This is a genomic window from Leptospira langatensis (assembly GCF_004770615.1).
Taxonomy (GTDB): domain Bacteria; phylum Spirochaetota; class Leptospiria; order Leptospirales; family Leptospiraceae; genus Leptospira_B; species Leptospira_B langatensis.
In genome coordinates this window covers 198,780-224,773 of record NZ_RQER01000006.1, presented here as the reverse complement: position 1 = coordinate 224,773, position 25,994 = coordinate 198,780, and the positions used below count along the sequence as shown (strand labels likewise).

The 25,994-nt window shown below is 43.4% G+C and carries 19 protein-coding genes; 2 read left to right on the top strand and 17 right to left on the bottom strand.

The genetic code is table 11. The features are described 5' to 3' along the window. Window positions 1-47 precede the first annotated feature (47 nt). The 5 genes from EHO57_RS10300 to EHO57_RS10280 all read right to left on the bottom strand — a co-directional run bounded on the left by EHO57_RS10300 (window position 48) and on the right by EHO57_RS10280 (window position 7,508). Window positions 48-1,619, bottom strand: coding sequence for an LA_0442/LA_0875 N-terminal domain-containing protein (locus EHO57_RS10300; RefSeq protein WP_135645045.1), 1,572 nt, complete (start codon window positions 1,617-1,619; stop codon window positions 48-50). Between the two features lie 102 nt (window positions 1,620-1,721). Beyond that, window positions 1,722-3,074: an LA_0442/LA_0875 N-terminal domain-containing protein gene (locus EHO57_RS10295; RefSeq protein ID WP_135645047.1), complete on the bottom strand. Its 1,353-nt coding sequence runs from the start codon at window positions 3,072-3,074 to the stop codon at window positions 1,722-1,724. A 156-nt stretch (window positions 3,075-3,230) separates the two neighbouring features. Continuing rightward, window positions 3,231-4,508: an LA_0442/LA_0875 N-terminal domain-containing protein gene (locus EHO57_RS10290; RefSeq protein WP_135645049.1), complete on the bottom strand. Its 1,278-nt coding sequence runs from the start codon at window positions 4,506-4,508 to the stop codon at window positions 3,231-3,233. Between the two features lie 55 nt (window positions 4,509-4,563). After that, window positions 4,564-5,613: a tetraacyldisaccharide 4'-kinase gene (gene lpxK / locus EHO57_RS10285; protein ID WP_135645051.1), complete on the bottom strand. Its 1,050-nt coding sequence runs from the start codon at window positions 5,611-5,613 to the stop codon at window positions 4,564-4,566. Window positions 5,614-5,624: 11 nt separating this feature from the next. Then, on the bottom strand, window positions 5,625-7,508 hold the full coding sequence (locus EHO57_RS10280) for an ABC transporter ATP-binding protein (RefSeq protein WP_135645053.1): 1,884 nt from the start codon (window positions 7,506-7,508) through the stop codon (window positions 5,625-5,627). Window positions 7,509-7,517: 9 nt separating this feature from the next. Here EHO57_RS10280 and EHO57_RS10275 point away from each other — a divergent pair, with 9 nt between their 5' ends. Next, complete coding sequence (locus tag EHO57_RS10275) at window positions 7,518-9,020, top strand: ABC transporter substrate-binding protein (RefSeq protein WP_135645055.1); 1,503 nt, start codon at window positions 7,518-7,520, stop codon at window positions 9,018-9,020. Here EHO57_RS10275 and EHO57_RS10270 read toward each other — a convergent pair. Next, a complete protein-coding gene (locus EHO57_RS10270) occupies window positions 8,995-11,382 on the bottom strand; it encodes a transglycosylase domain-containing protein (protein ID WP_135645057.1) in 2,388 nt (795 codons plus the stop codon). The two genes, EHO57_RS10275 and EHO57_RS10270, sit on opposite strands and share 26 nt — an antisense overlap. A 314-nt stretch (window positions 11,383-11,696) precedes the next feature. Here EHO57_RS10270 and EHO57_RS10265 point away from each other — a divergent pair, with 314 nt between their 5' ends. Further along, window positions 11,697-12,536, top strand: coding sequence for a class I SAM-dependent methyltransferase (locus tag EHO57_RS10265; RefSeq protein WP_246050636.1), 840 nt, complete (start codon window positions 11,697-11,699; stop codon window positions 12,534-12,536). Here the strand turns inward: EHO57_RS10265 and EHO57_RS10260 are convergent. The 11 genes from EHO57_RS10260 to EHO57_RS10210 form a co-directional block, all read right to left on the bottom strand. Next, on the bottom strand, window positions 12,533-13,777 hold the full coding sequence (locus EHO57_RS10260; protein ID WP_135645061.1) for an FAD-dependent oxidoreductase: 1,245 nt from the start codon (window positions 13,775-13,777) through the stop codon (window positions 12,533-12,535). The two genes, EHO57_RS10265 and EHO57_RS10260, sit on opposite strands and share 4 nt — an antisense overlap. An 88-nt stretch (window positions 13,778-13,865) precedes the next feature. Further along, complete coding sequence (locus EHO57_RS10255; RefSeq protein WP_135645063.1) at window positions 13,866-15,701, bottom strand: OmpA family protein; 1,836 nt, start codon at window positions 15,699-15,701, stop codon at window positions 13,866-13,868. A 59-nt stretch (window positions 15,702-15,760) separates the two neighbouring features. Beyond that, window positions 15,761-16,126 carry a DoxX family protein gene (locus EHO57_RS10250; protein ID WP_135645065.1) on the bottom strand — a complete coding sequence of 122 codons (366 nt, stop codon included), beginning with the start codon at window positions 16,124-16,126 and terminating at the stop codon, window positions 15,761-15,763. 337 nt (window positions 16,127-16,463) lie between these two features. After that, a complete protein-coding gene (locus tag EHO57_RS10245) occupies window positions 16,464-17,426 on the bottom strand; it encodes a phosphatidylinositol-specific phospholipase C domain-containing protein (protein ID WP_135645067.1) in 963 nt (320 codons plus the stop codon). A 598-nt stretch (window positions 17,427-18,024) separates the two neighbouring features. Beyond that, window positions 18,025-18,639, bottom strand: coding sequence for a hypothetical protein (locus tag EHO57_RS10240; protein ID WP_135645071.1), 615 nt, complete (start codon window positions 18,637-18,639; stop codon window positions 18,025-18,027). Window positions 18,640-18,917: 278 nt separating this feature from the next. After that, complete coding sequence (locus EHO57_RS10235) at window positions 18,918-19,511, bottom strand: hypothetical protein (RefSeq protein WP_135645073.1); 594 nt, start codon at window positions 19,509-19,511, stop codon at window positions 18,918-18,920. Window positions 19,512-19,612: 101 nt separating this feature from the next. Beyond that, on the bottom strand, window positions 19,613-20,074 hold the full coding sequence (locus EHO57_RS10230; protein WP_135645075.1) for a TIGR04452 family lipoprotein: 462 nt from the start codon (window positions 20,072-20,074) through the stop codon (window positions 19,613-19,615). Between the two features lie 200 nt (window positions 20,075-20,274). After that, complete coding sequence (locus EHO57_RS10225) at window positions 20,275-20,868, bottom strand: hypothetical protein (RefSeq protein ID WP_135645077.1); 594 nt, start codon at window positions 20,866-20,868, stop codon at window positions 20,275-20,277. Continuing rightward, window positions 20,865-22,343 carry an RHS repeat-associated core domain-containing protein gene (locus EHO57_RS10220; protein ID WP_476737815.1) on the bottom strand — a complete coding sequence of 493 codons (1,479 nt, stop codon included), beginning with the start codon at window positions 22,341-22,343 and terminating at the stop codon, window positions 20,865-20,867. Before EHO57_RS10220 ends, EHO57_RS10225 begins: the two co-directional genes overlap by 4 nt. Before the next feature lie 313 nt (window positions 22,344-22,656). Then, window positions 22,657-23,274, bottom strand: a complete 618-nt coding sequence (locus tag EHO57_RS10215) for a hypothetical protein (RefSeq protein ID WP_135645081.1) — start codon at window positions 23,272-23,274, stop codon at window positions 22,657-22,659. A gap of 28 nt (window positions 23,275-23,302) precedes the next feature. Further along, window positions 23,303-25,939 carry an RHS repeat-associated core domain-containing protein gene (locus EHO57_RS10210; protein ID WP_135645083.1) on the bottom strand — a complete coding sequence of 879 codons (2,637 nt, stop codon included), beginning with the start codon at window positions 25,937-25,939 and terminating at the stop codon, window positions 23,303-23,305. Window positions 25,940-25,994: the final 55 nt, after the last annotated feature.

Sequence of the window (25,994 nt, the reverse complement as noted above, 5' to 3'; positions counted from 1 at the left end):
GTCAAAATTCCCCGCATTCCTATCCTAAGATCCGGAACGGTCTCAACTCACTGAGAGGAACTCGGCCGTTTTAGATCGAAATTATATCCCGCCCCGATAAACAATCCGGTAGCTACCGAATTTCCCGCTAATCCTTTCGTAAGATTCTCTATCAATTGTTGTCCCACATAAGCTCCGACAGGTCCTCCGCTTAGCGTCAAGTCCCCTCCGAAATTCTGTAAAGAATAATGGATCTTGGTATACTGGAACCCGGTCCAGAAGAAGATATCTTCCTTCCAATGGTATATTAGCTTTCCTGAAAGTGTTAATCCGTTTGCCTTCCATTGGTTGGTCAGGGTGCTTCTCGCCTCGAAGCCCAATCCTAGGACCGTTGCGATCTGATCTCTGGTAAATGTGGAATCCCCATGCAGGAATTGTTTTTGGATCTCGAATCTAGTTTCCCATTTCTCATTCCAATGAGAATCCGCCGCTATTCCAATAGAGTATCCTTGTAGGAAGTCGCTGAAGCTCGTCCCATTGCGGATCGCCCAATCGAATGCGGATGGATTGGAAGGATCCTTGGGCGAGGCCTCTATCGTAGAGTTGTCTATTCCTTTCTGCCAGATCCTTTGGTAACCTAGGATCGGTCTTAGTTCGAAGAGTCGATTAGAGTAAGCTGTATAAGAAGCTTGTGCGTATGCCTGTTTATAATAGAGGGAATGATATGGCGCTCCTAAACTGAATGCATTTTGAAAGATAGAAGTTCCCGAAACCGGATATACAATATAACCGAAATTTTGTGCAGCTTCTTTAGATTGGAAGTCGTTCCCGCCTAGATCTGCAACGAACCGCTTCCAAGAATATCTAAGGTTAATCGTCTTCGCTAGAGAACTTTGGTACTGAGGAGAAGAATATAGAAAGCCACCAGTATTTCCGAGAGAGGTAGCATATTGTTCTACTCCTCTCTGAAAATTTGCAACTTGGCTTTGGTAGGAACTCCTACCTAGTCCGAAGGAAATTTCGAGTCCATGTCTTTCGGAAATCAGATTACGGGTCTCTTCCTTCTTCTCTTTTTGTTCCGGAATCGTCGATTTAGGAGCCTCATTGGTCGCCGGTGATATGATCGGCGTAGCCGCTTCTGATTGAGGAGAAGGTTTTGGAGTTGCTTCTACCAGCGGTGTAGGCGTTGGTTTCGGGGTTTCTTCTGGTGCCGGACTTGGTGTAGGAGTAGAGATGACTTGCTTTGGAACTTCTTCCGGAACGGGAGTCTGTTTGGTATTTTCTTCCGGAATAGGGGAAGTTACTGCCTGTTCCTCTGGCGCGGGGCTCGGCTTCGCAATTTCTTTTACAGGAGGTCGCTCTGGTTTTTTTTTCAGAACGGGAATAGGCTTCTTTTCTTTTTCTTTGGGCTTTGCAACCTTCTCGGGCTTTGTTACCTTAAAGCGGATCTTTTTGATATCGGATTTATTGATCTCTCGGATAGTTCCGTCCTGGAATCTCAGAAAGATCTTTGTGGAGTTTTGCTGTACAACTTCGGCATGGATGATCTTGCCGTTCTTCATGTACACGGATTGGTCTTCGGCAAACGCACTCCTTGCAAGAAATAGTAGAAGTAATAAAAGACTAGAGATCCGACCCATGTGCGAGCTTATTAGACGAAGGATTTAAAATTGGGTCCGCCAAGTAAAGAAAATAGAGTTCTCTTTTTTCAAAAGAGAACTCTAACGGAAAGATTAAATTTCTTATTTGCTAAAATCCAGGGAATAAGATGCGCCGAGTAGGATCGTGGTCGCCTTAGTTTCCTTGGCATATGTAGGTCCGAGAAAGGAATCGAATAAGGACTTGATCAGGATGAGATCGCTCGGCGCCGGATTATTTCCGCTTCCTTGGAAATACAGGTTCGCATCGTTGATCTTATATTTTAGATCGATTGATTGGACCCCTACCCAAAAATTCACTCCGTACTTCCAATTGTACAGTAGTTTCAGGTTTACGCTGGTCCCATTTACGTTCCATTTATTATAAATTCCGAATGAATCGGCACTGAATTGGCCAAGGATAGGAGCGACTAGATACGTGGATTGTTGGAAATGACCGTCCCCTCTCAGATGCATGGATTGTATTCCTGTTCTTAATTCGAAGTTTGCAGGAAGCTTTGCATCGAATTGTAGTCCTAGAGAATATCCTTTGAGCATCTCACTTACCGGGAGAGGGACTAAACCATAATATTGCTCTGTCCCGGTAGAAGATCCCGGAGAAAAAGTGATCCTAGAATTGTCTTCTCCCTTGAACCAGAATTGATGGATTCCTACCACCGGTCTCAGATCGTACTTCGGCTTGGGATATACGGAATAAGAAACATTCCCGTATACATGCTTCATCGAATTTTGATAAGAACCGGATTCCATGGCGGGGACGGTAACCGAGTTGATATTGTTCGTGCCAAAAGTGTTCTGTTTTACACTAGACGTAATTGTAGATCCTCCTACCTCCGCTACGAACCTATTGTAAGAATATCTGATCTCTGCGTTGTTTGCTTTTCCCGTTGAGTTGCTGGGAGCCATAGGTGCACTGAATTGGCCGTTACTTCCCCCAAGCTCTTGCGCAGTAGCTACTGCTTGTTGGTAGAAATAAGGAGATTGGTAATTTACAGTTCCGGCACCGGAACCCAAAAAGAATTCCAATTTATGGCGTTTTGCTTCTTCAATCTCTTTCTTTCTTTTGTCTGCCTTCTCATCGCTTACGGCCTGCTTCTTAGCATCTTCTTCCTGTTTCTTGAGTTCTTCTTGCTTCTGTTGAGCGATCTGCTCCGGGGTAAGCGGTGGCGGAGTCGCCGGGGTCTTGTCCTTGGTGTCTATAGGCTTTCCAGTTTCTTTGAAAGCCACTCTTCTCACTTCAACTTTGGCGAACTCTTTTATGGTCCCGTCGGGCAATTTCACCGTGAGCTTAGTCGCAGTTTGATTCGTGATCTCACCTGTGATTACTTGTCCGTTCTTCAGATAGATGACCTGATCGTTGGAAAATAAAGGGCTTACGGAAAATATTACAAATCCGATGCAGAACAGGCTCCGGATTTTCTTTTTTATATCTCGCATTCGAATTCCGATCCAATTAGTTGGAAAGCCAATCTGTTCTTTAAAAAGCGATGTTCAAGCAATAAATTGACTGGATCTTAGATGCTTGAGGCGAATATAGTAGACGCTACAGAAATTTTTTCTGTTCGCTTAATAACAAAAGAAGAAGGAAGGATCCTAGAAATCTTCTTCTGGGCCGAAATTCAAAGCCTTAGAGATCCCGATCTGGAGAGAAGTCGCCTTAGAAACACTTCCTACGGATCCGGCCATCGCGTTGTTCTGCAAATGCAATTGCACGGCTTGCATGATAGAAGGAGCCGGATCTCCCGTCTTGATCACAGAAGGGAAGGTTCCATCTTGGAACGCATAGTTCCATTGATAATTATCATATCTCAGCCAGAATCCTAGTCCCATTCTCCAGAAATAACTTAGCTTTAAGGAGACGTGATTTCCTGTCGCCTTCCAACTAAACGTGTAATCCGAAGGAAGTAGGATGATTTGCGTAGGAAGAGAGAAAGTAGCAACCGTGTACTGCTGATGAAGGGATTGGCTTCCTTTCAATTGCATTCTCTCTAGTTCTAGTCTTGCTTCCCATTTGGATCCGAGTAGATAAGCGAAACCCAGACCGAAGGAGCCTCCTTTCAACTGCTCGGAAGAATGGAACACGGAATACCCGGTCACGTTACTCGGTTGGACGACTGTGGATTGGTCGTCGGTGGTCTTATTCCATATCCTAGTATAACCAATGCTAGGATAGAGTTCGAAATTCTTTCTGGCTAAAAGAGAGTAAGAAGTCTTGAATGTTCCCATCTTTAGATCCTGAGGATAGGTTCCAGTGACCAGGATGAGTTGCGCTTCCGGTCCGATGTTTTGAGAGGTAGAAGAAGAATGAGTACTGAGTCCTCCTGCTTCCACGGAAAACTTCTTAAATTTATAAATGAGCCCCGCAGAGCTTGCACCGTTCGGAGTCTGGTGCGGACCCTTGCTTAAAACGAAAGGGGTCCCGTTTGTGACCGTACTAAAGATATTCTGGTACTTATAATAAAAATTCACCGCATGAGAGTCGTTCGTTCCAGCTCCTCCGCCCGCATAGAGATCCAGAAAATGTCTCTCTAAAGGATTTCTGGTCACTCTCTTATAAACCTTTGCGACAGGAGGAGGGACAATCACCGGAGGAGGAACTACTTCCGGTTCAGGCGGCTTTTCCGGGATCGGCTCCGGTTTTTTTTCAACAGGAACTGTTGTCCCATCCTTGTATGCGATCCTCAGGATAGTGGTCTTTTGTATCCTTTGCACTTCTTTGTTCGGCAGTTCCAGTTCAATATAGGTTGCGGTTTGGTCTAGGATCTCTCCCTTGATCGTTTTGCCGTTACGAAGATAAATGGTTTGGGGTTCCGAGAATATTACGTACGGAAGAAGGAATAGAAAAACTAGAAATGCGAGCTTCTTTCTCATTGGCACCAAGTAGGATAGAAAATCTTAAAGAGTTTTAAGGTAAAGAAAAGCGTTTTTATCTATTTGGAAATTTCTTTTTTACTAGTTCTATCAGGACTTTTTCCTGGATGAGGGAAGTTTGAAGGCCCAAGTAAAACCATTTAGAACTAGTTTTAGAAGGATCTAGGATGCGGGAAATTTTTACTGCATCCTTTTCAGTGCATAGGATCAGATCGGCTCCTTCTGCATTCGTAGAGATGATTTGTATATCCTCTTTGGTATAAGAATGGTGGTCCGGAAAGGCCTTGGTCTTCAGTTGGGATGGACCCAATTCGCTTAACGATTTCCAAAAAGCGGAAGGGTTCCCGAGTCCCGCGATCGCATATACGGACTTCCCCGCTAGTTGTGTTACTTTCAATTTAGAAGAAGGCGACAAAGGAACTAGTTCCTTGGATCCGAACCGGAATTTCAGGGTTTGCTTTGGTCTGTACTTAGAGATCCAACTCGAAAGTTCTTTTTCGAATCGATCCTCGTACTTGGATGCGACCAAAACATCTGCCCTAGAAACGGAAGAATATGATTCCCGGAGTAACCCTAACGGAAGTGTAAAATCCGAATGAGAAATTCGGGTACAATCCAAAAGCACCAGATCCAGATCTCTCGTAAGTGCGTGGTGCTGGAATCCGTCATCTAACAGAACAAAGACGATATCGTTCTCTTTGAGTTTCTCGTCCTTACGATACTGCAAATAGGATTCGTATCGATTGCTTCCCACATACACGTTCGCAAACGAAAGATTCTTCTTTAATAGATACGGTTCGTCCCCTACTTGAGAAGGTTCCGAATTTAGGTCCACTCTTCGGATCCCAGTTCCGGAAGAACCATAGCCTCTGGTCAGGATCAGGATAGGGATCTTTGGGAATTCGGAATGAAGTAGGTTTGCCAGATGGATGGTGAAAGGGGTCTTTCCGGTCCCTCCTACGCTGAAATTTCCTACGCTGATGGTAAATGCATTCGGTAGGGTCCTTTTCTTTTTCAGGCTCCTATCCAAGTAAAATAGGATTTTGTAAACTAGACTGAGAGGATAAAGAATGGGAAAGAATAGGATCCTAAGAAGAGAAAGCATCAACTTTCCGTTTATGCCGGTGACTCGGCGAATTGCATTTCGTATAATTTTTTGTATTTTCCATCTAGTCGGATCAGTTCGGAATGAGATCCGTATTCCACTACTTTTCCGGCTTCCATGGCAAAGATGGTATCTGCGATCTGTACTGTGGAAAGTCTATGAGCGATGATCAGAACGGTCCGATTCTTGTACAAGGATTCAAGGGCTTGCTGTACCACTCTTTCCGATTCGGTATCCAATGCGGAAGTGGCCTCGTCCAAGATCAATATTTCCGGATTATTCAATAAGGCTCTCGCGATAGAGAGTCTTTGTCTCTGTCCTCCGGATAACATGACCCCTCTTTCGCCCACGATCGTGTCGAACCCATCTTCGAAGGAGAGAATGAATTCCGTTGCGAAGGCCATCTCCGCCGCTTCTCTCATTTTATCTTCGGAAACGTTTTCGGTCCCGTAGCAGATATTCTCTCTGACCGTGCCGTTGAATAAGAAGACTTGTTGGTTTACGATGGAGACTTTTTTACGTAAAGAGGCAAGATCCAGATTTCTAAGATCCGTTCCGTCCCAGGAAATGGATCCTTCCGTTGGATCGATCAGTCTCGGAATTAGATCGACGACCGTGGACTTTCCTGCTCCGGAAGCGCCGACTAACGCAACAGTGGCACCTTTCTGTATGGAGAGATTTAGATCGGAGAGAGCGGGGGTCTTTGCTCCTGGATAGGTGTATCCTACGGAATCGAATCTCAATTCTTTTGAAAGACGTTTCGGGTAAACAGGATTGGCCGGTTGCTTTATATCCGTCTCGCTATCCAACATCTCGAAGACTCGGTTCCCTGCCGCCACTGCACTCTGGATCGAGTTAGATAACATTCCCATTTGTTTGAAAGGTCTGGTAAGGAATACCAAGGTCAAAAAGAAGACCATGAAATCTCCCAGCGAGAATTGTCTGAGTTCCATCAAATAAGCGCCGAAGCCTAAGAAGATGACCGCAACAATGGAACTGGAAAGTTCTACTAAGGAAGGACCGATCTGATGATAGAAATGCCCCTTGAATGTTTTGTCGGAAAGATCGTTATTGATCTCCCAAAACCTAGCTGCTTCGGTCTTTTCCATGGAGAAGGCTCGGATGACCCGGATGCCGGAGATGACTTCCTGCAAGTGACCGTTCAATGAGGATAATCTTTCTTGTTGGTTACGTGTAGCTTTTCGAATTCGATCCGCGAAAGAAGTCACTGGTCCCATGATCAGAGGTACGATTACAAGGACTGCAACGAACATTTCCCAGCTAATAATAAGAAGAATGAGAAGGTGAGTGATGATATAAAAGAAGTCTACGATGGCATCTTTCAGATCCGAGCTGATCAACTTTGCTAAGACCTCTACATCGTTGATGATCCTACTCATGAAGATCCCTGTCTTTTCCTGCACGAACTGATTGAGAGGAAGTTCCTGAGCCTTAGAATACAATTCCAATCTCAAGTCTCGTACAGCGAGATAACCTCCCGAGTTGATACAGTACACCGCTCCTGCCAAGAAGAGAAGCTTGGCCAAATAGATAGGAAAGATAAACAAACAGAAAAGAAGTACGAGTTGGTCTTTCGGAAGAGAAGATAAGTATCCGTTCGCACTCACTTTTGCTTCGGCGAGGATCAGCTCTAACCTCTGCAAACCTTCTACTTCTTTGCCGGAGTTTTGCACATCTAAGACGGTTCTGTCTTTTTTAGTCAGAGTGATTTGGAAGTCGGCCTTGCCGCCTTTGCCGATCGCGTCGAAGATAGGAATGATACTAGTTAAAGAGGCTCCGTTGAGTATGGAGACGAGAAAGGATAGTACGACCCCGGTGATCAGTCTGTATTTATACTTGAAGGAATACCCCAAGAGGCGTCTATAGACGTTCATAGGTCCGGAATGTTTTATCCTAGCTTTCTAGATGCGGTCCCAAACCCGTTCCGGGTAAAAAGAAAACCGACTCTTACCTTGTCCCTGGCTTTCCTTCTTTTGTCCCTTCTTTTTTGTCATTGCGGAAAAGCGGAGAGAATGCCCGGAAAACTAGTGTTTTCACTCCCTTCCGATCCAATTTCCTTGGAGCCGATCCGATCTACGGATCTTTCTTCTCGAATTATTCTAAAGTACATCTCTCCAAAATTATTCGAGATGAACGCAGAAGGAGTGGCGGTCCCTTCTCTAGTCAAGTCATACAAGTTATCCTCCGGGATCGATCCTAAGACTAGAGGATTGGTCTTAGAATTACGAAAAGGGGAGAAGGAGCCAAGTCGGATCAACGCGAGTATCGTGCTAGCCTCTTTGGAGAAATTAAGAAATACTCCGGGCCCAAGAAGAAGTGTATACTCTTTCTTAAAAGGCGGAAAGATACTCTCTGATTCCGTACTAGAGATCTATTTCGAAGGCGGACTAAGAGAGGTTTTGGAAAAACTTTCCCTTCCGCAAGCATGGATCGATTGCGGATCTCCGGAGAATAGCTGCGGAGACTTTAAGCTTTCCGAATGGAAGAGAAACAATTATATCCGATTGGTTTCCAATGAGAAGAATGCTCCGATCTCGGAGATATTGTTCCGCATCCTTCCTCAGGCAAGTACCGGTCTATACTTGTACATGAAAGACGAATTGGATCTGATGAAGCTTCCTATCTTCTTAGTTCGTAATTCGATGATACGAGAGGACCATATTTCCATCCGAAAAGGAGCGGGGGTCCAATATGTTGCGATCAATGCTAAGGACCCTTGCTTCGATAAGAACTTTAGAAAAGCGTTAAATTATTCCGTAGACAAAAGACGTATCATGAAGGTCCTGTTGGAAGGTAAGGCCGAAGTTTCCGTTGGACCATTCCCTCAGTCCGTTGCGAATACTTGGACAAGATCGGAAGAGCCTTATCCGTACGATCCAGCCTTGGCAAAGCAATATCTGTCCAAGTCTTCCTGTTATCCTAAGATCTTAGACAGAGAATTGGAATTTAGGATGCGAGGGGATGAGGAGAACCAAGCAAATGGTGCTGCCATCGTTCAAGACCTGAAAGAACTCGGATTGAAGATCAAGATCCTTCCTATGGAAAAAGCAGTATTATATAAAGAGAATGGAGAAGGGAAGGGGGATCTGACCCTTCTATTTTGGTTTGCGGATATTCCCGGGCCTTGGGGTTTCTTGGATCCTCTTTTTGCGGGAGATCGTTTTGGGAACGGAGGAAATAGGGCCTTCTTCTCTCATCCTTATTTGGAGAAGATCTTTCAAGAAGTAAGATCCACGGATCGAACCGACCTTAGACCGCAAACGGAAAAGGCGCTTTCTATTCTTTCGGAAGAAGCGCCTTGGATCTTTCTTTGGTCTCCTTTTGAACTCTATCTAGTTGGAGATAGAATCGAAGGGGATCCTACTCTTCGCTCGAATTTTCTCTAGTTTCCGGAAGTTCTAACTCGACTGCATCTTCGCCTGATAATGCTTCTTCATTCCCGGGGCTTGCAGTCGGTTCCGTTTGATTTACCGTACTTGTGCTCGTATTCGAAGTGGGTTGGTCGCCTATATAATAGTACTGTCCATATAGAGGATGCTTGCAATCGGCTTCGTTGGATAACAATCCTCCTGTCTCCGCGCAGATATCCACTTTCACATAATCCCCGTTAAACGGGGGAATAAGACTTTCTCCAAAGCCTATCGTCCTTGCCACATGAGATACATATCTAAACCAGATAGAACCGCTGTTCGCGGAACCGGAGCCTGGAAATGGAGCGCCCACATCGTTTCCAACCCAGACGGAAGTGACTAGATTCGGATTCACACCTGCGAACCAAACATCACGGACCCCTTTTCTTTTTCCCCAGCGTTGCTGTGCTTCTTTAGGAGATTGGACTGTTCCTGTTTTTCCTCCTAAAGGGAATTTATCTCCTTCTTTCAAGGCGACTTTTAAGGTTCCTTCTTCGGAGACGACCGCTTCTAACAAGTTCAATGTCATCGCACAGGCCACAGGATCCAGGATCTGTTCCGCTTCTTTCGGATCAAAAGGAGGAACGGAGAATAATTCGGAGCCTTCAAAATCAGTAATTCTTAATATTTCTATGGGTTTTACTTTCTTTCCTAGGTTTGCAATGGTAGCGTAGATAGTTGCAAGTTCTTTGGGAGAGACTTCTCCGGAGCCCAAAGCCAATGTCAGATTGGGTTGGAACCTTCTGTTCAATTCGGAGCGATCTAAATCTAGGATCTTTCCGAGGGTCGAAATAAAATCTCCCACTCCGATCTCATCCATGAATCGGACTGCGACTGTGTTCACGGATTGTGCGAATGCCACCCGGACCTGCATTTGTCCTCTATAGCCTTTGTACCAGTTCTTGGGCGCATATCCTCGGATCTGTACAGGTTCATCCACTACGATAGAAGTGGGGGTGGCCAGTCTCTTCTCGAATGCAAGCAAATAGATAAGACCTTTGATCGCGGAACCGGGTTGGCGGACTGCGGAGATGGCGCGATTCAGTCTGAATATATTAGAAATTTTGTAACTACCCACCATCGCTTCCACATATCCGTTCGAAGGATTGATGGAGATCAGGCTTCCGTTCATATTCTCTATGATCTTATTTTCGATAGAGACCTCGTCCGTTTTGCCCGCTTTCAAGTAGGCGAGTTTTTCTTCGGTGAGTTTCTTGCGTACGGATTCGATCCCTTCTCTCAAGGAGCGTTCTGCCGCTTCCTGTTTATCGTAGTCCAGAGTGGTGTATACGTTCATTCCTCTGCTTTCTAGATCCACTTCGGAGAAATTCTCGATCACAAATTGGCGGATCCCGAAATTGAAGTCCGGCGCAAGATTTACGGTGAAGTCCTTATCGAAACCGTACTTGCCTATATCGGAAACAATACTGATCTTATCCCCTTCTTCTTTAGTTTCCTCTACCGAGTAAGCGGCCCTGAACTTTCGGATATTCGTATCTACCTTCTTCTCGAAATCCTTTTCGATGGATTTTGGATTCGGATGTAGATCCTTGTTCTGGCCCATGGAGGTCATGACCATCTTTTGTCGCTTCAGGGCAATGACGGGATTTCGGACCGCATTATAATTAGAAGGTGCGGGAATGGTCCCGATCAAAAGGGCCGCTTCTGCGGGAGTCAATTCATATGCAGGTTTATTAAAGTAGTATCTGGAAGCTTCTTCTACTCCCGTGTTCCCTTCTCCCAAGAAGATGCGGTTCAGATACATGGCGAGTATTGTGCTCTTATCGAATCTGCTTTCTAAATAGAATGTGCAGTAAAATTCTGTGAGCTTATTGAATACGTTCCTAGCTCCTAGATCCAGAGTGAGTTTTGCTAATTGTTGTGTGAGGGTGGAACCGCCTTGCTTTCGAAAGGTGGTAAGGTTCACCAGGATCGCGCGGGCAAGTGCTGTGAAATTCACTCCGTTGTGTTGGTAGAATTCCCGGTCTTCGGAACTGAGTAAAGCCCAGATCAGATTTCCATGACTAGCGAGATTATCGGTACGGATCGGTCTGAATTTCCTACGGGAGAATTCTCCGATCAATTTTCCGTTCTTGTCCAAGATGCGGATGGGTTTGATCGCATTCGGATCGTAGGCGTCGGAAACTTCTCTTTGGAAGGTTTCCAGATTTCGGATCACATCTTCTTGCTTGGTTAGCCAAACAACATAAGAGCCGCCTACTAAGAATGCCATTATGATGGAGCCAGCTATGATCGAGTATTTGAGTAAGAATTTCCAGTTCTTCTTACTATACTCAAATAAGGAGGAGAGAATGGCCAATATGCGATCTTTATTCATGGTGTCCGTCGGTAGGTTTTCCTTCGAATCTGAGGGAATGAAAAGGATTTTTTTGCCGTTTAGACATAGATCTTTTGTAGGAGCTCCTACATCCGGCTAAAAAGGATATCTACAGACCTCGAAATGCGGCCAAGAAGAGGCTCGATTATTGTAGACAGTTCCGCAGATCTATGTGCAATATTCTGTTTCGATAGAGAAGATCTCTTTGGAAAAATATGGAAGATCGTCCCTTAAAAAGAGAAATTTCAGATTTTTCGTTTTCTAGTCCGGCTCGTTCTCCTAAGCCTTCTTTCTTCGGCCGGATGAAAACACTTTTGCGTTCTAAGGAAGGAACTCCTACGGACCTTTCTCATCTGTACTTAAACGAAGAAGGAGAATCCTGGGCAAACCTAGGCTACTGGAAGGAAGAAGTCAGATACGGAAAAGCCTGTGAACAATTGGCTCGCATTCTTGGAACTCTAGGCGAGCTCGGCCCGGGATCTAAGGTCTTGGATCTGGGTTTCGGTTGCGGAGATCAGTTCCGGGTCTGGGAAAAGGATTTCGGGGTTTCTCTCCGGAATATTTACGGGATCAATATTTCAAAATCCCAGTACGAGTTTGCAAGATCCCGTTATAAGAATTCGGAACCTTCTCCTAATCTTATCCTGGGAAGTGTAAAAGCTCTCCGCGAATTTCCGGAGAACTTTTTCGATTCTGTTCTGGGTTTGGACAGTTTGTATTTCATTCCGGGGCGCAGGTCCTGGAGCGAAGAAGTGTATCGTATCTTAAAGCCAGGCGGTGTCTTTGCTTCCGCAGAGATCCTGCTCGCGGATCGAAAGAATACTTTTTTCGAGATCTTGAAGCGATCCTTGATCCTTAGATTGGCTTCTATGTCTACGGATCTAAGTAATGCAGAGGGACTTCTTTCTCTATATTCCAGCAAGGGATTCCGTTTGGAAACGATAGAGAGGATCGATCCCTTTGTTTTTTCAGGTTTTTCTAATTTTATTTTTTCTCATATACGGGACCCATTATCCAAGATCCCGCAGAACTTAAAGAGCCGGTACGAAATGCTTGCTGAGTATTTCGCGTCGGAAACGATCAAGAAGCATTTCGAATATTGGATATATAAGGTCCGAAAACCGGAGTCGGATCCTTTACACGAAAAGAATTAGCGGGAACGATCGACCCAGCTCTTAACGTCTAGGGAAGTCGAAACCCCTGCTTCCAAGAGAGGGATCCCGTATCTTGCGTACGATCCGCAGAGCCATACCTTCTTTCCTGGAATGTCTTGCAGGTTCTTCAGATCCGCTAAGGTCCTTCTGCATTCTAGATCGATGACCGGTCTTTCGAATCTGGCTCTTCCTAATACGTTTTCCGGTTCTCTCAAAGGATTCCATGTTTGGAAAACAGGGTTCCCGTTCATAGAAGGAAGAACCTTGTTCAGATAGATCGTAGCAGTAGCTACTGATCTATCTTCGGAAAGAGAGAAACACATGGGAGCCCAATGTCTTTTGCTCTTGGGCATGAATTTAGGATCGGCATGGGTCACTACTTCCGAAGCCTCGTATTTGAGTTTGGAAAGTAGTTCCTTCTCCTTGGAATATTCATCAGGGAGGATCGGAATTGCTTGGTTTGCGGGAGCCGCAACCACGACCCGATCGAATAATTCGTCTCCTTTATCGAAGACCAATTTTACTTTATCTTTTTCTAAAACGATTTTCTTAGGCCCGGTATTCAAACGTACAGAGCTTGCTCTCGTGGAAAGTCTTTCTGTAACGTCTCTTGTTCCTTTCAGAGGGGTCAAGAATCTTAGGAACTGCAATCCACTGGAATGATAACCGATCACAGCTTCCGCAGGATAATTCTTAGCACTTTCGGAAGTACATGTGTTGATGGTTGAGAACATAGGGATCAGATACAGATCCTCGAACTCTTGGGAATAACCGAACCTCCTTAGGAATTCGGAAATGGTAAGCTGTTCATTGCCAAGGCTTAGGAATTCCTTTTCGGATTCTTCATAGAAGCGCATCGCATCCGAAAGGATCTTTCTGGATTTGCGATTCGTAAAACATACTAAGTAGGGAAGAGGAAAGAACTGCCCTCCTATTCCCAAAGTAGAGAATCCAAAATAGGTGGACCCATCATTATAATTCAGAGAGAATGCGTAGTCTACCGGACGGACTTCGATACCTGCCTCTCCGTACAGATCTAATAGACAGGGATAATAATTTCTTTTGAAGGCTCTGAATGGCACATCGATCCGGATAAAATTTCCGTTGGACTTGAGATCCGTTCCGTGTGCGTCCATTCCCACTAATGCATGTTTTTCGATTAGAGTGACTTCATGTTCTTTGCCGAGATACCAGCAAGCGCTTAGGCCCGCGATCCCGCTTCCGATCACAGCGATTTTCATTCGTGATTAGAATGACTTTGCAAAGGAAAAGTTCAAGGGAAAAGCGTTCTTTCCGGAGGGAAGACTACAAAAAACGAACTGAACGACATTAGTCAGTAATTTGTAAAACTACTCTTCTGTTCTTCTGTCTTTCTTCCGGAGAATCGTTAGAAGAGATGGGTTGGGAATCTCCGTAGCCAACAACTCGAACCCGATCCTCGGCGATATTATGTTTAGACATCAGGTATTCGGCGACTGCCTTGGCACGATTCTCGGAAAGTTCTTGGTTGTCCTTCTTCTTGCCCACATTATCCGTATGACCTTCGATCAGGATCTTGAGTTTGGGATTCAATTTTAAGATCCCTGCAAGACGGTCCAATTCAGGCTCGGATTCTTTGGAGATCTCTACTCTTTTCGTATCGAAGAAAATATTGTTCAGAAGAATTTGCCGACCTACCGCAAGTACCGGAAGACGAAACTCCACTTCCATCTTTAGATCTTCTTCCTTGGATTCGGTCAGATCCACATTTTTGGAAACGGGAAGATGGCCTTCTTTCTGTGCGTAGAAACCGTATTTCTCGCCGTAAGGAAGAACCAGGCTAAAGGAACCTGTTTTAGAATCGCTTTTAGCGCTTCCTCTTTTTTCCAAACGCGTTAAGGATTCGTAATGTATTTCCGCATCCAAGGGTTTACCGTCCTCATCCAAAACCTTGCCGCTTACGAATACGACAGGATTCGGGCGAAAGGCTTTGGGAAGATAGGCCATGTACAATTGACCTTCCTTGCTCACGAACGCCCAATGACTGTTCACGGGAATGGAGAAGAAATTCACACCCTTCAAATTGGCGGAAACTTCCACAGGTGTGGTCCACTGGTCCCAACCATCCCCGATCCTTTTGGTAACATAGACGGAAAGTCCCTTATGACCGTCGCTGCAGAAATAAAGAGTTCGATCGTCTCCGGCTAGAAAGGGTGCCTTCTCTTCTTCTCCGGTATTGATGATGTCTCCCAAATTTGTTCCCACAGGAAAGGAACCATCGTCTTTTTGAACGCTCACGTAGAGATCTAATTTGCCGAAGGAATCGGGCTGTTGCACTGAATAAATGAGTATCCTTCCGGAAGAAGAAAGAGTGGATCCACCGAAAATAGAGGCACCTTTCTTTCGATACAGATTGTTGAAATCCGGAAAATTAATGATCGAAGGATTGGACCAAGAGCCGTTCTCCTTATAGCTCCTATACAGAGGGACTCGATTCTGTATTACACTTTTCTTTTTTAGCAATTCATGCTTTAAGTCTTCAACTTTCGAGAGAAATTCCCGATCGTCCCGGACGGTTCTCGCGAGCTCTCTTTCCTTCTCGCTATACTCCTCATCGATTGCTTTGAGCAAATCCTGATCTCCGAAGGAACCGAAGACGAATAGTTCATTATTGCTGGGAAGAACGGAGATCACTGCGGAATGAAGATCGTTATTGAGAGGAGAAGGCATTTCCTTTCCATCCTTCCAAAAGCCTTTCTCGTCTTTTTCGGAGGACCAGATCCTTTGCACTCCATAAGAACCTTTCTTTGCGTTCACGGTCCAGAAAATGGATTTGCCGTCAGGAGTAACGGTCGGGTTGAATGCGAACTGGTTCCGATTCACATAACTCGGGATCTTTTTCAAGACCCAATCCGTAAGACCCTTGGTCTCGGGAAAGGGAAAGATATCATAACGTATAGGCTCGCAGTTTGCGCCTTTCATCTCACAGAGAATACGAACGGTCTGGTTGTGGAGCTTGGAAAGTTCGGGACTAAGGTCATTGGATAAGACCTGGATAAATTCCTCTCCTGCATGGATCATTCTTCCGAACTGCATGAGTTTGCCTTCTACAACTCTTTCTTCTCCCAGTAGAGAAGGAGAAAAAAGAGATATGAATAGAAGCGGAAAGAGGAAGCGAAGGCGCATAGATTATCTTCGGAGGATTTTACTCCAAGCCGAAGCATCGAAAAGAAAAATTTACGAAATCAATACGTAAAGGTATAGGCCCAATAGATCAAAACCAACTGCATTGGCAAGCGAAGGATCAAGGCCCAAGTGGGAGGATCCTTGCGAGTCCTGGATTGGAAATGATAAATGTTCGCCGGGAAGACAGCGATCAGAAGAAGTACGACTCCCCAAGCAGCCAATACTTTTGTCTGAGGAAAGAAGAGCCCAAGACCTAAGGCGATCTCTGCGACACCGCTGATTTGTACCATGAGTTTATGATAAGGGATCCAAGGTGGCATGATCCTCATATAGAACTTAGGGATCACGAAGTGAAGGATGCCGGCGATCGTATAGATAGTCGCCATGATCCAGAGGCTGATAGTTTTACCGTCAATGCTTTCCATGGAAAGCCATGATAAGACGACTAGGGCGAAGAGGTCTGCCTTTTTTCTCTGTTTTTATTACGAAACCGTTTCTGTCTGGAGAAGGAGGATTTGTTAGTAATCTTAAGGGAGGTAAGGTATTTCTCACGAGTAGGGAAGGGACGATTCCTCTCTCGTTGGTCCGCGCGGTTGCCGGGAAATTTCAGCATAGGCCTGTGACTCCTTGCCGTAGAATTTGCCAGTCATTATAGGGAGTGCAAAGAAAGTACAAGCGAAAAAAAACGAGGAGAAATTTTTTTGGATCAAGTTTCTAACAGCTTCCCGCTTTGCAGGACCGAGCTGCTCCGGGTTCGCCCGCTCATCCCTTTGCAACCATGCGAATGATATCGTTTGCTTGAATTATCGAATCCATCAAATCGGTATTCGGGAGATTGAAAAAGTCGACACTCATGATATTTGTTCCACTTTTTAAGATAGGATCGCTAGATAATTTTCTTATAACGCGAGTAGCCATTGGGTTTACTTGACTTTCGGCTAAACCTCCCACATTTGTTGTCCAAATATTAAAATCGCAGGATAGAAAGATTTTTTGAGTGGAAGGCCAGGCATTCGGGCTATTTAAAAGATCGTTTGCTCTTTTTGAAACAGCATCCGTTACATTCTTCTCAACTATTGCCAATCTCATAGAATCAAGTGGGTCACCAAACTGAGATTGTTCTGAAACCCAGGTCCCTTGAACAAATTGATTCCAATCCAGAGCCCAATCGGGCCTGCCGCCGTTTGCTGATAACTTATTGAGTGACTTTGTAAAAAGTAAAACTCGCTGATTCGATTCCAAAAGTTGCTCATATGTTATGTTTGGGGTTAGCGTTTTATCAAATAAGAGTTCTCCAAAGACATCTTGCACTTTCTGAAGAACATAATATTCCTGTTCGGGCGTTAGATTTCCATTATCTGAACCTGAAAGAAAAATTAAAATTATCTCATTCTCTGTCGAATAATGCGGTAATTTCATAGTAAGGAAAGTTTTTATCGAATTCAAAGCGGCTTCGTATTGCTGGCGTTCAATTTCATTTCCAATTGGAGGGCAATGATCGTTATGATGCATCACATACCAATTGTTTGATACACGAACTCGAATGTCGAAACATCGAATACCTAGAAAAAGCTGCTCCAGTATATTTTTCTCCTGGCACTTGACCATAATGGTATTTTGTCCATTGTAAACGCCAGAATTATGCGTTCCAAGAATTGGAATATTGCCTAATAAGCTTTTCCTATAAACGTGATCGCCCATCCAGGATGCATAGTTAAATGTCATAACAAACCTCCATTCTCAAAAGGTAATATTATGATATAAAAGTATATGCTGAAAGAATAAATTATTTATTTCGTATTCCTGAATTCAATCTCTGCGAAATAGTATTAAACGGTCAATCCGTACTACTACGGAGAAATCTGGAAACTACTGTCTGGATTGTTCTGGTCCGTGGCCATCATAATCGAGCCACGATGATCTTGGCGCAAGAAAATGTATCCTGTCACTGGGATCCCAGCTCCTGCTGTATTATCGATGAACGGGATTGCATCTACCCAAGGTGGGGTTCCATTTCCTCCGGGAAGTTCGAAGTCGCAGTTTGCGAGTGAGAGTATTAAAGCTGGCGTTGCAAACTTGATTGTAGCTCTCCAGATTCCCTCTTGGTAGGACAAGAATGCGAATCCTAAGCCTACGTCATTTCTCTTTGCCGCCTCCCGCTTCGCGGGACCGAGCTGCTTCGGGTTCGCTACCGCTCATCTCTGGCGGAGGTTGGTTTCCATAATATTTCTTTTATAACTTTAATTCTAATTCAGTAGTAAATCTCTAATTACTGATTCAGGCATATCTCGGCGAATTCTTTCTTCTTTACCGAATAGCCTCATTAAGGTTTAGATTTATTTTGATTTTCATATTGTCGTACTTTATCATATACTTCATAAATTGCTGATCGAGCAAATAATTTATACACATTATTTTCATCAGAAAGGAACCAATTAAACGGGGCGACAAGTATTAAGAACAACTCAAAAAATAGCTCTTGATTTCCGTAGTAGGTGAATTTTGCGATACGGGTCCCATTTGCATCTGATAATTCTACAAACATTTTATAAATGCTTCGAGTTGAAGTGGGAACAATAAGCAAAGTGATAGCTGAAAAGAAATCCCACGCAAAGCTTGAATGCCGAGCTACCATATACTTTGTTTTTAGCTTATAGTTAAACTCGTTTCCTTCGGTTACGACATTAAATAAATTATATTTATTCAATTCAGTCTTCAAACTTGCGGTTCCTTTTTCTTTATACTCAGCAATTCCATCCTCGGAAAGTCGTTGCCCGTTATTGGTATAGTCCCAATCGCTTTCCAAAAGTATTGTCCTCTTACTCACGGGATCAAAATTCTTTATATTCAATCGATTGAGATCACCAACTTCCAGGGAAGTCACCGCTATGCATTTTTGAAGTATAAATATGATACTTAATAAAATAACCTTTTTCATGTATAAATTTCCAAAACTAGTCTGTTGCAAAGTTTATCCTAATTCTTTAGCGAGTCAGAAGGATTTTTGCTAACGTTATTTTCCTCAGGTATAAAATACGTAAGCTAAACGCTCTATCAATATCTTTTCATTAGCCTTGTGAGTATTCGTAAGGCCAACTGCATCGACTAACAGGCAATTGTGAAATAAATAAATTATTGTTATGACCATTATGGGCAAGATTCTATTCATTAAATTCTCCAAATCTAAACTGATTATTTTCCAATAATTAGGAATAACTAAACCTGTTCTACTTTGCAACGTTCATACGCTCCTGTAACAGAAGATTCCTCGATCGTTGTCTCTAAACGCAGTAATTTGTGTGCGGCGTTTTTTTGCCGATCTTCCCAGCTTATTGCTCCAGGAATTGGAAAGCCTTTATATATGACTTTAACTCTAAGCGACTGATTCGGTTGTAGTTCTACATCGAAAATTTGATCTACAATGAAGCCGCCGAAAAATCTACCCAATTTTATTTCATACCTATTCTTCCCATTAGGAATCGGAAAAGCCAACTCACATCCGGCTTGGAATTTAAATTGGTCTACACCCCAGCGTAATTCAGCTATATTCAAATTCTTATCGGGATTAATGAGCACAAACCGTTTCATAACTGAATCTTTTTCCTCTAGTAAAAAGGAAATCATATAGGCATCTATATTCAGCTTTTGTTCGCCATCCTCAAAATTTTGGGGCAAATACATTCTTAAGAAATTATTTTGCGAGTCAGTAACCTGATGCGGAATATATTTCCACGGCAAGACTTCTATATGGCAATTTGATAGAAGTAGAAGGAAAGCGATAAGTATGAAAAGATGATTAGATAGTTTCATTTAAAGGCGTCCCCCGCATTCATTTCCGGCTTCGGGTTCGCTGCCGCTCATCCTTTCAGGACGCTTCGCGCCCTGCGCATCTCTGGCGGGTTGTGAAGACTTTATAGGTATTCTTTCTTTTTCTTATATCGACTATTAGAGCCGCCCATGTTCTCATCGATAATCTCACCATCTGGGTGCAATTCACAAGCAGGACTGAATAAATACGTAGAGAATGAATCGGTATCCAATTGAACTCCTAGTAGAGCTATTTGCACCTCGCACGCATGCACATCTCCCTTCTTGTAATAGCGGGAACTATCGATATTAATAACGGCACCATCGATTGCGGAAGCCAACAGGATATCCACTAGAGTCATCAGTTCTAGATCAGATCCGGTGTATCCTTGAGCTGCAAAAGCAGCATGTGCAGTTAGATAATCTCCGGATTTTGCGGCATTTATAATCCTTCTCTTTGCTTCATCTCCCTTATAAGTATTCGTAAGCCCTGTGGCATCTACAATAAGGCAATTTATCGCTATATTCATTAATAGCAAGATTGTTATAGTGGAAATTCTTTTCATTTATTTCTCCTGCTTTCTAAAATAGTAAAGCGTTTCATAATTTTTCAAATGCCTGATGGGATAGAATTAAGATTTATCTATCTCGCATTTTGGCTCAATATCGTTATTGCGATTCTGCTCGACTTTGAAATCAAATCTGCGACCCAGCACATCCCTGGTGGGAGTTGTGAACAAAATGCTCCAACGAATCATTTCAAAAATCAATACGACTGTCGAAGATCGCATTTTAGATGCCTACTTTCTTTAAAGCTATTCTCAATCGAATATCTAAGCTTAATTCTATTTTTTAGCAAGTTTCCATCCCCGTATCTTGGATCATTGGTCGGATTTGCAACCTTCTCGGAACTATAAAAATCCATCCAAATGGATTTACTTACATCTAGATCTACATCAGCAACCAAAGCTGTCTTAAATACAAAACTATAGGTTGATACATTTATTTGATACAAGTGTTTACCCTTCGATACAGGAATAACTATTTCGCAACCCGTTGGAAATCTTTTGTGCAGATCACCTAGCCAAAGAGTAAAAGTATTTAATTCCCTGCTGGGATTGATCAAGATTCTTCTTTTGAGGAATGAATTAGTCTCTTCCTGAAGTATTGATATAATATATTCATTTATCTGAATTTTTTCAACCCCGTCTTCAAACTCGGAAGGTAAATATAAATATAAGAAATTATTCTCTGAGTCTTTTACTGGAGAAGGAACTTCATGCCAGTAGGGCCTCATTCGACAATTAACAATAAAGAGTAATATTGTTGAAAGGATGTAAATATTATTAATTAGCTTCACTTTAAACTTCCTCCGCACGTTCTTCGAGTGCCTTCTCCATACTTAAGCATCATAGAGGCTGGAAAGTATATATCGGCAATGCTTGCGGCAGCCTTTACGTATTGTCGTTTACTAACGTAGTAACCAGCATTTCCCACAGAGTAAATACCAAAGAGTAAATTGCCATCCACAGGAATTCCGAACAAAGAAGCGAAGTCTCTGTCCATCATGACATTATAGCTATCAAATCCTAAGGCGACAGCAAATCCATCTGCACCGAGAAGTGCCGTTCCTGCAATTAGACCGCCAAACTGAACTGCAGCAGTATAGCATGCTGCAACCTTAGCGTCCTTATCACTCCAATTTATATTATTAAATTTCGATTTAGAAAGCCCACCAATTATATACGCTTGCAAAGTCCAAAAGGATAACACAGATCCGAGAGCTCCGATGCCAATGACAATTGCTGACGCTAATAATATCGGCATGCAGCCAATTGCAACTACAACAGTAGCCAACGCTGTCGCCAACGTCGCCATCACCAAAAACGATGCTACACCTAATGCAATCAGTCCCGCTACAAGCGCAGTTGCACCAGCTATCATGCCTATACTGTAAGCAAGGACCGCAACTGGAACTCCATTCAATGCTGCAATATTTCCTAGGGCAGATAGTAAACTTCCTGCACTTCCTACGACAACAGCACCAATGGATCCTATTGCAAGTCCTGCCATATTAGCGATGAACACTGCTGACGGTCCCAGGGATACACTCGCTGATCCTAGTATTGCTGCGCCAGCCGCTATTCCCAACATAGTCGGTCCTGCAAGCGTTGCTCCAGCTCCTCCGAGTACCGCGCCACCTATCGCATTTGCAATGAGCCCAACAGGATTCAGTATAGCAGCAATTGCTCCTATCGAATTCCATCTTGCACTACTTACATAGAATGCTCTCTGCATTGCTGCGCTCACTGCGATATTGAAATTAAGAAATCCTAATCCGTTCTTAGATAGCCATGAACTGAATACGCTATGTCCAGTTGGATCTGTATACTTGATCGGATTGCCTTCTGTATACATGTACACATCATTTCCCATAGGAGATGACCCATCGATTTGGTTGTCTGCCTGGAGAAATCTTCCTAATATTGGATCGTAATATCTTGCTTTATAATAATATAATCCTGTTTCTTTGTCTTCTTCCTGCCCTGTGTATTTATATCTAAATACATCCGGTCCTGCTGAATCTGTTCGGAGTATTTCTCCATATGGTTTGTATGATACAAACGATGCTCCCGCCTGCTTTCCACCAGTTACTTTATTCCCATTTCCGTCTGTTGCCATCACGACGGATCCTAGATGGTCTGGATGTAAAAAAAGAAATCCTGAGATTGGTATTCCAGCTCCGGATCCCGGATCACCTACTCCTGGGGTTCCTGAGTCAATCAACGGTAAGAGCGTCCATGGTGGGGTTCCATTTCCTCCCGGTAATAGCACGGAACAGTTTGCAAAAGCTAATAGTAGGATCGGTGTCGTAAACTTAAGAGTCGCTTTCCAAAGTCCCTCTTGGTAAGACAAGAATGCAAAGCCTAAACCTACGTTATTTCTCTTGGCCGCCTCCCGCTTTGCGGGACCGAGCTACTTCGGGTTCGCTACAGCTCATCCTTTTAGGACGCTTCGCGCCCTGCGCATCTCTGGCGGGTTGTGAGCGTTAATCTTTCGTCTCTGCACAATTGTGCAGTTGGGGTATTGTTGCCTTTTAATTAGTATTCGAATTTGGCTGAACAGAAAGACCTTTTTCATATATTCGCTAAACTTGCTTATTCTTTTTTATTTGAAGAATAATATCTTGAATTGCATTACGAATGAGGCGTTCTTCCTGCATTTTTGCTTTTCCTATTATCCATGGATAGTCAAAGGGCATATAAAACAGCAGAAACAATTCGGCCACATATGAGCTATGTTCGTTTGTTTCAATAAATGCGACTTTGGTGCCTGAAGAGTCGATAACGCTAAGTTGAAAAGACAAATCGCTATCAGAATATTGTGGTATTATAAGTAACGTAAACCCGGACAAAAGCCAAAGAAACGTATTTTGCTCTATAGATTTTATTACTTTGAGGTCGATTCGATAAAAAGCCTCGGCAGTATTGTTAACGCATAAAAAGAAACCACTCCCTTCTAACTCCTCTTTCATTTTACTCTCATATCTTTGATTTAAATACTTTGTCGCATTCGCTGACGGCGAATGTTTGCTATTTACAATTGTTAATGAGTCTACGTGCAAATCGATTTTGATAGGCTCTATGCGAGAACTCTCTTTCAGCATTTGTAGGTCAGGGTATTTTTGTTGCACATTATATATGCAATTGTAAAGGCAAAGAACGAGGATAAATAATGATTTTTTATTGAGAGAAGATATAAACATTTCGATTTCCTAAATAGTTAAAAATTAATTATAAATGGCACTGCTTATCTTTGTCTTTCGAAAATAATAGGCATTCTGCAATTGTTTCTTTAATTTCCCCTGGTAGCACTCCTGACATGACAGGATAATAAAGAATAGTTCTGACTTCTAATCGAATGAGTGAATTCAGAGGAGATAAAATTCTAGTTAAAAAATTCTCTTCCAAATTAATATCAATTTGAAATACTGTAACTTCTTTTGATTCAACACCGGCTTTTAAAAGTGGCTCTCCACTTTCGAATTCGCCATAAGCCGATCCTAAAAGCGCACCAAAAGTAGCTGCATTTCCTCCCATTTCTTTCATTGCTACTCCGGCTTTATGATCGTAATGAATATTATTAAACGATGATTTTGATGTTCCACCCAGAGTTTCAGCAAAAGCCATCCCTGCCTGTTCAAAAAGGATCCCCAGGCCTATTGATCCAATTGTAGAGGCGATATACCCAAGGCCAGGAACAATTGCATTTCCATACACTTCAATTTCCGTAAATGCTTCCGGCCCGATAAAATACGCGGCAACGGCCGCTGCCACAAATACGATACCAGCTACAATCAACTCCTGTGTTGTCATGTGCTGCATTGGATCAATCACTTGTCTATCTAACCATTGGCCACTTCTATCCCATGCGCTTCCCTTTTGGCCAAGACTAGTAAGAGCATACTGATTTATACTGAGCCCAAAGCTACTAAGTCTCTGGCTGCTGAGATAAAAAGCCCTCTGCATAAAACCGCTCACAGCGATCTTAAAATTCAAGAACCCCAAGCCGTTTCTTTTAAAGAAACTACTCACCCAGCTATGACCACTCGGATCTATGCTACTAGTCGGATTTCCTTCGGTATACATATATACATCCATACCATTAGGATTGTTGCCATCCATTAGATCGTCCGCCTGTAAGAACCTTCCGATTGCTGGATCATAGTATCTTGCTTTGTAGTAATACAGCCCAGTCTCTGAGTCCGACTCCTGCCCCGTATACTTGTATCGGAACACATCCGGCCCAAATGTATCGTCTTGATCGATAGAACCATAAGGCGTATAGGAAACATGAGAGGCTCCGGCCTGATCTCCTCCAGTGATGCGGTTTCCATTTCCATCTGTTGCCATTGTGGTCGAACCAAGATGGTCTTGGTGTAAGAAGATAAACCCGGTTACTGGGACTCCAGCTCCCGATCCATTTTCGATTAGAGGTAGCGCATCTTCCCATGGTGGGGTTCCGTTTCCTCCTGGGAGTGTGAAATCGCAATTTGCTAGTGATAATATTAAAGCCGGAGTTGCAAATTTGATCGTCGCTTTCCAGATTCCCTCTTGATAGGACAAGAATGCGAATCCTAACCCTACGATCAATAGCCCTGTCAAGATCACTAGTCCTGACTTAGGTGATAAGAATAGAAACTTCAGTCCTCGGATGGATGTATCTTCTAGATTCCAAACCAGTGTGTTCAATGCTACTTGGCTTGTTGTTAAGAACGAGGATGGAGTTGCTGCACTAGTGATCAGCGTTGCGTTTGGTCTACTCCATTGTCCAACCAGATCCTCATCACTTCCTCGGAAATACAATGTATGCTGTGGATCTTTTCCTGGAGCGAGTATTACTTCATACAATCCGCCGAGCGAGATTGTCTTTGTCCCGTCGTTTAAAGAAGTCTTTCTAATTCTCGTTCCTGTGAAGTCGTAATCGAAGGCTACTGTATCCCCACTGTCGGTCTGGATACTCTTTAGCTTTTGGAACGGATTGTATGCTAAGCTTAGTCCATTTCTGTTAATAACGTTTCCAGAGGCATCGTAAGAATAGGTATAGTTCATACTATTTCCACTTACTTGTGTTACAGCGTTGGTGTGGGATGAATCACCGTATGTATAGTTTAGATTTCCTTTCTTCAGCAACTTCCCTGAATCCGAATACTGGTACGCCTCGGTTCCATAGACTCCTGTTGCTGAGGTGAGCCTGTTTAGAGTATCATATGTGAATGTTTGGTTTCGTACTGGATTTACTAAATCTTGAATCTGGTTATAGTTTCCTTTATCATCATATCCGTATGCTTTGGATTCGTAGATCGATGAGTCTTTTGTTGTCTGTAAACTGACTGTTCTTCTCTGTACGGGGTCGTAGCTTATATTCGTGAGCACTCCGTTCCCTAACAATCTTTGAATCTGTAGGTTTCCATTCTCTAAGTTCGCTTTGTATTGGACGATCGGAAAATCTGATCCACTTCCGTCGGCTGGTGTTAGCGTGATTCCTGATAGATATCCTGCTTCGGAGTAAACGTTCTTCGCTATGCTTCCATCTGGATACGTGATCTCTTCTATCTGGTTCTGTAGGTTGTATTTCTTTTGGATGAGGAAGGTTAGATCTTCATCGGTCAAATGTTTTTGGAGTGTGGTGATATTTCCTCGCACATCATATCCGAAATCTGTTGTGCCTAGTTGATCTGTGGCTCTTGTGAGCCTTCCGATTGCACTAGCTCCATCGTACTCGTATGTATGTGTGATTGTTTCCCCTTGGGATCCGATTCCTTGCACAAGTGTTGGTCTTCCGAGTACGTCGTAACTGTATTGTGCTTTCGATCCGTTTGCGTATGTTTGTGAGGTTGGGTTTCTTAAGTTGAAATTTTTCAGGATCAAGTTTCTGGCCGCCTCCCGCTCTGCGGGACCGAGCTGCTTCGGGTTCGCTGCCGCT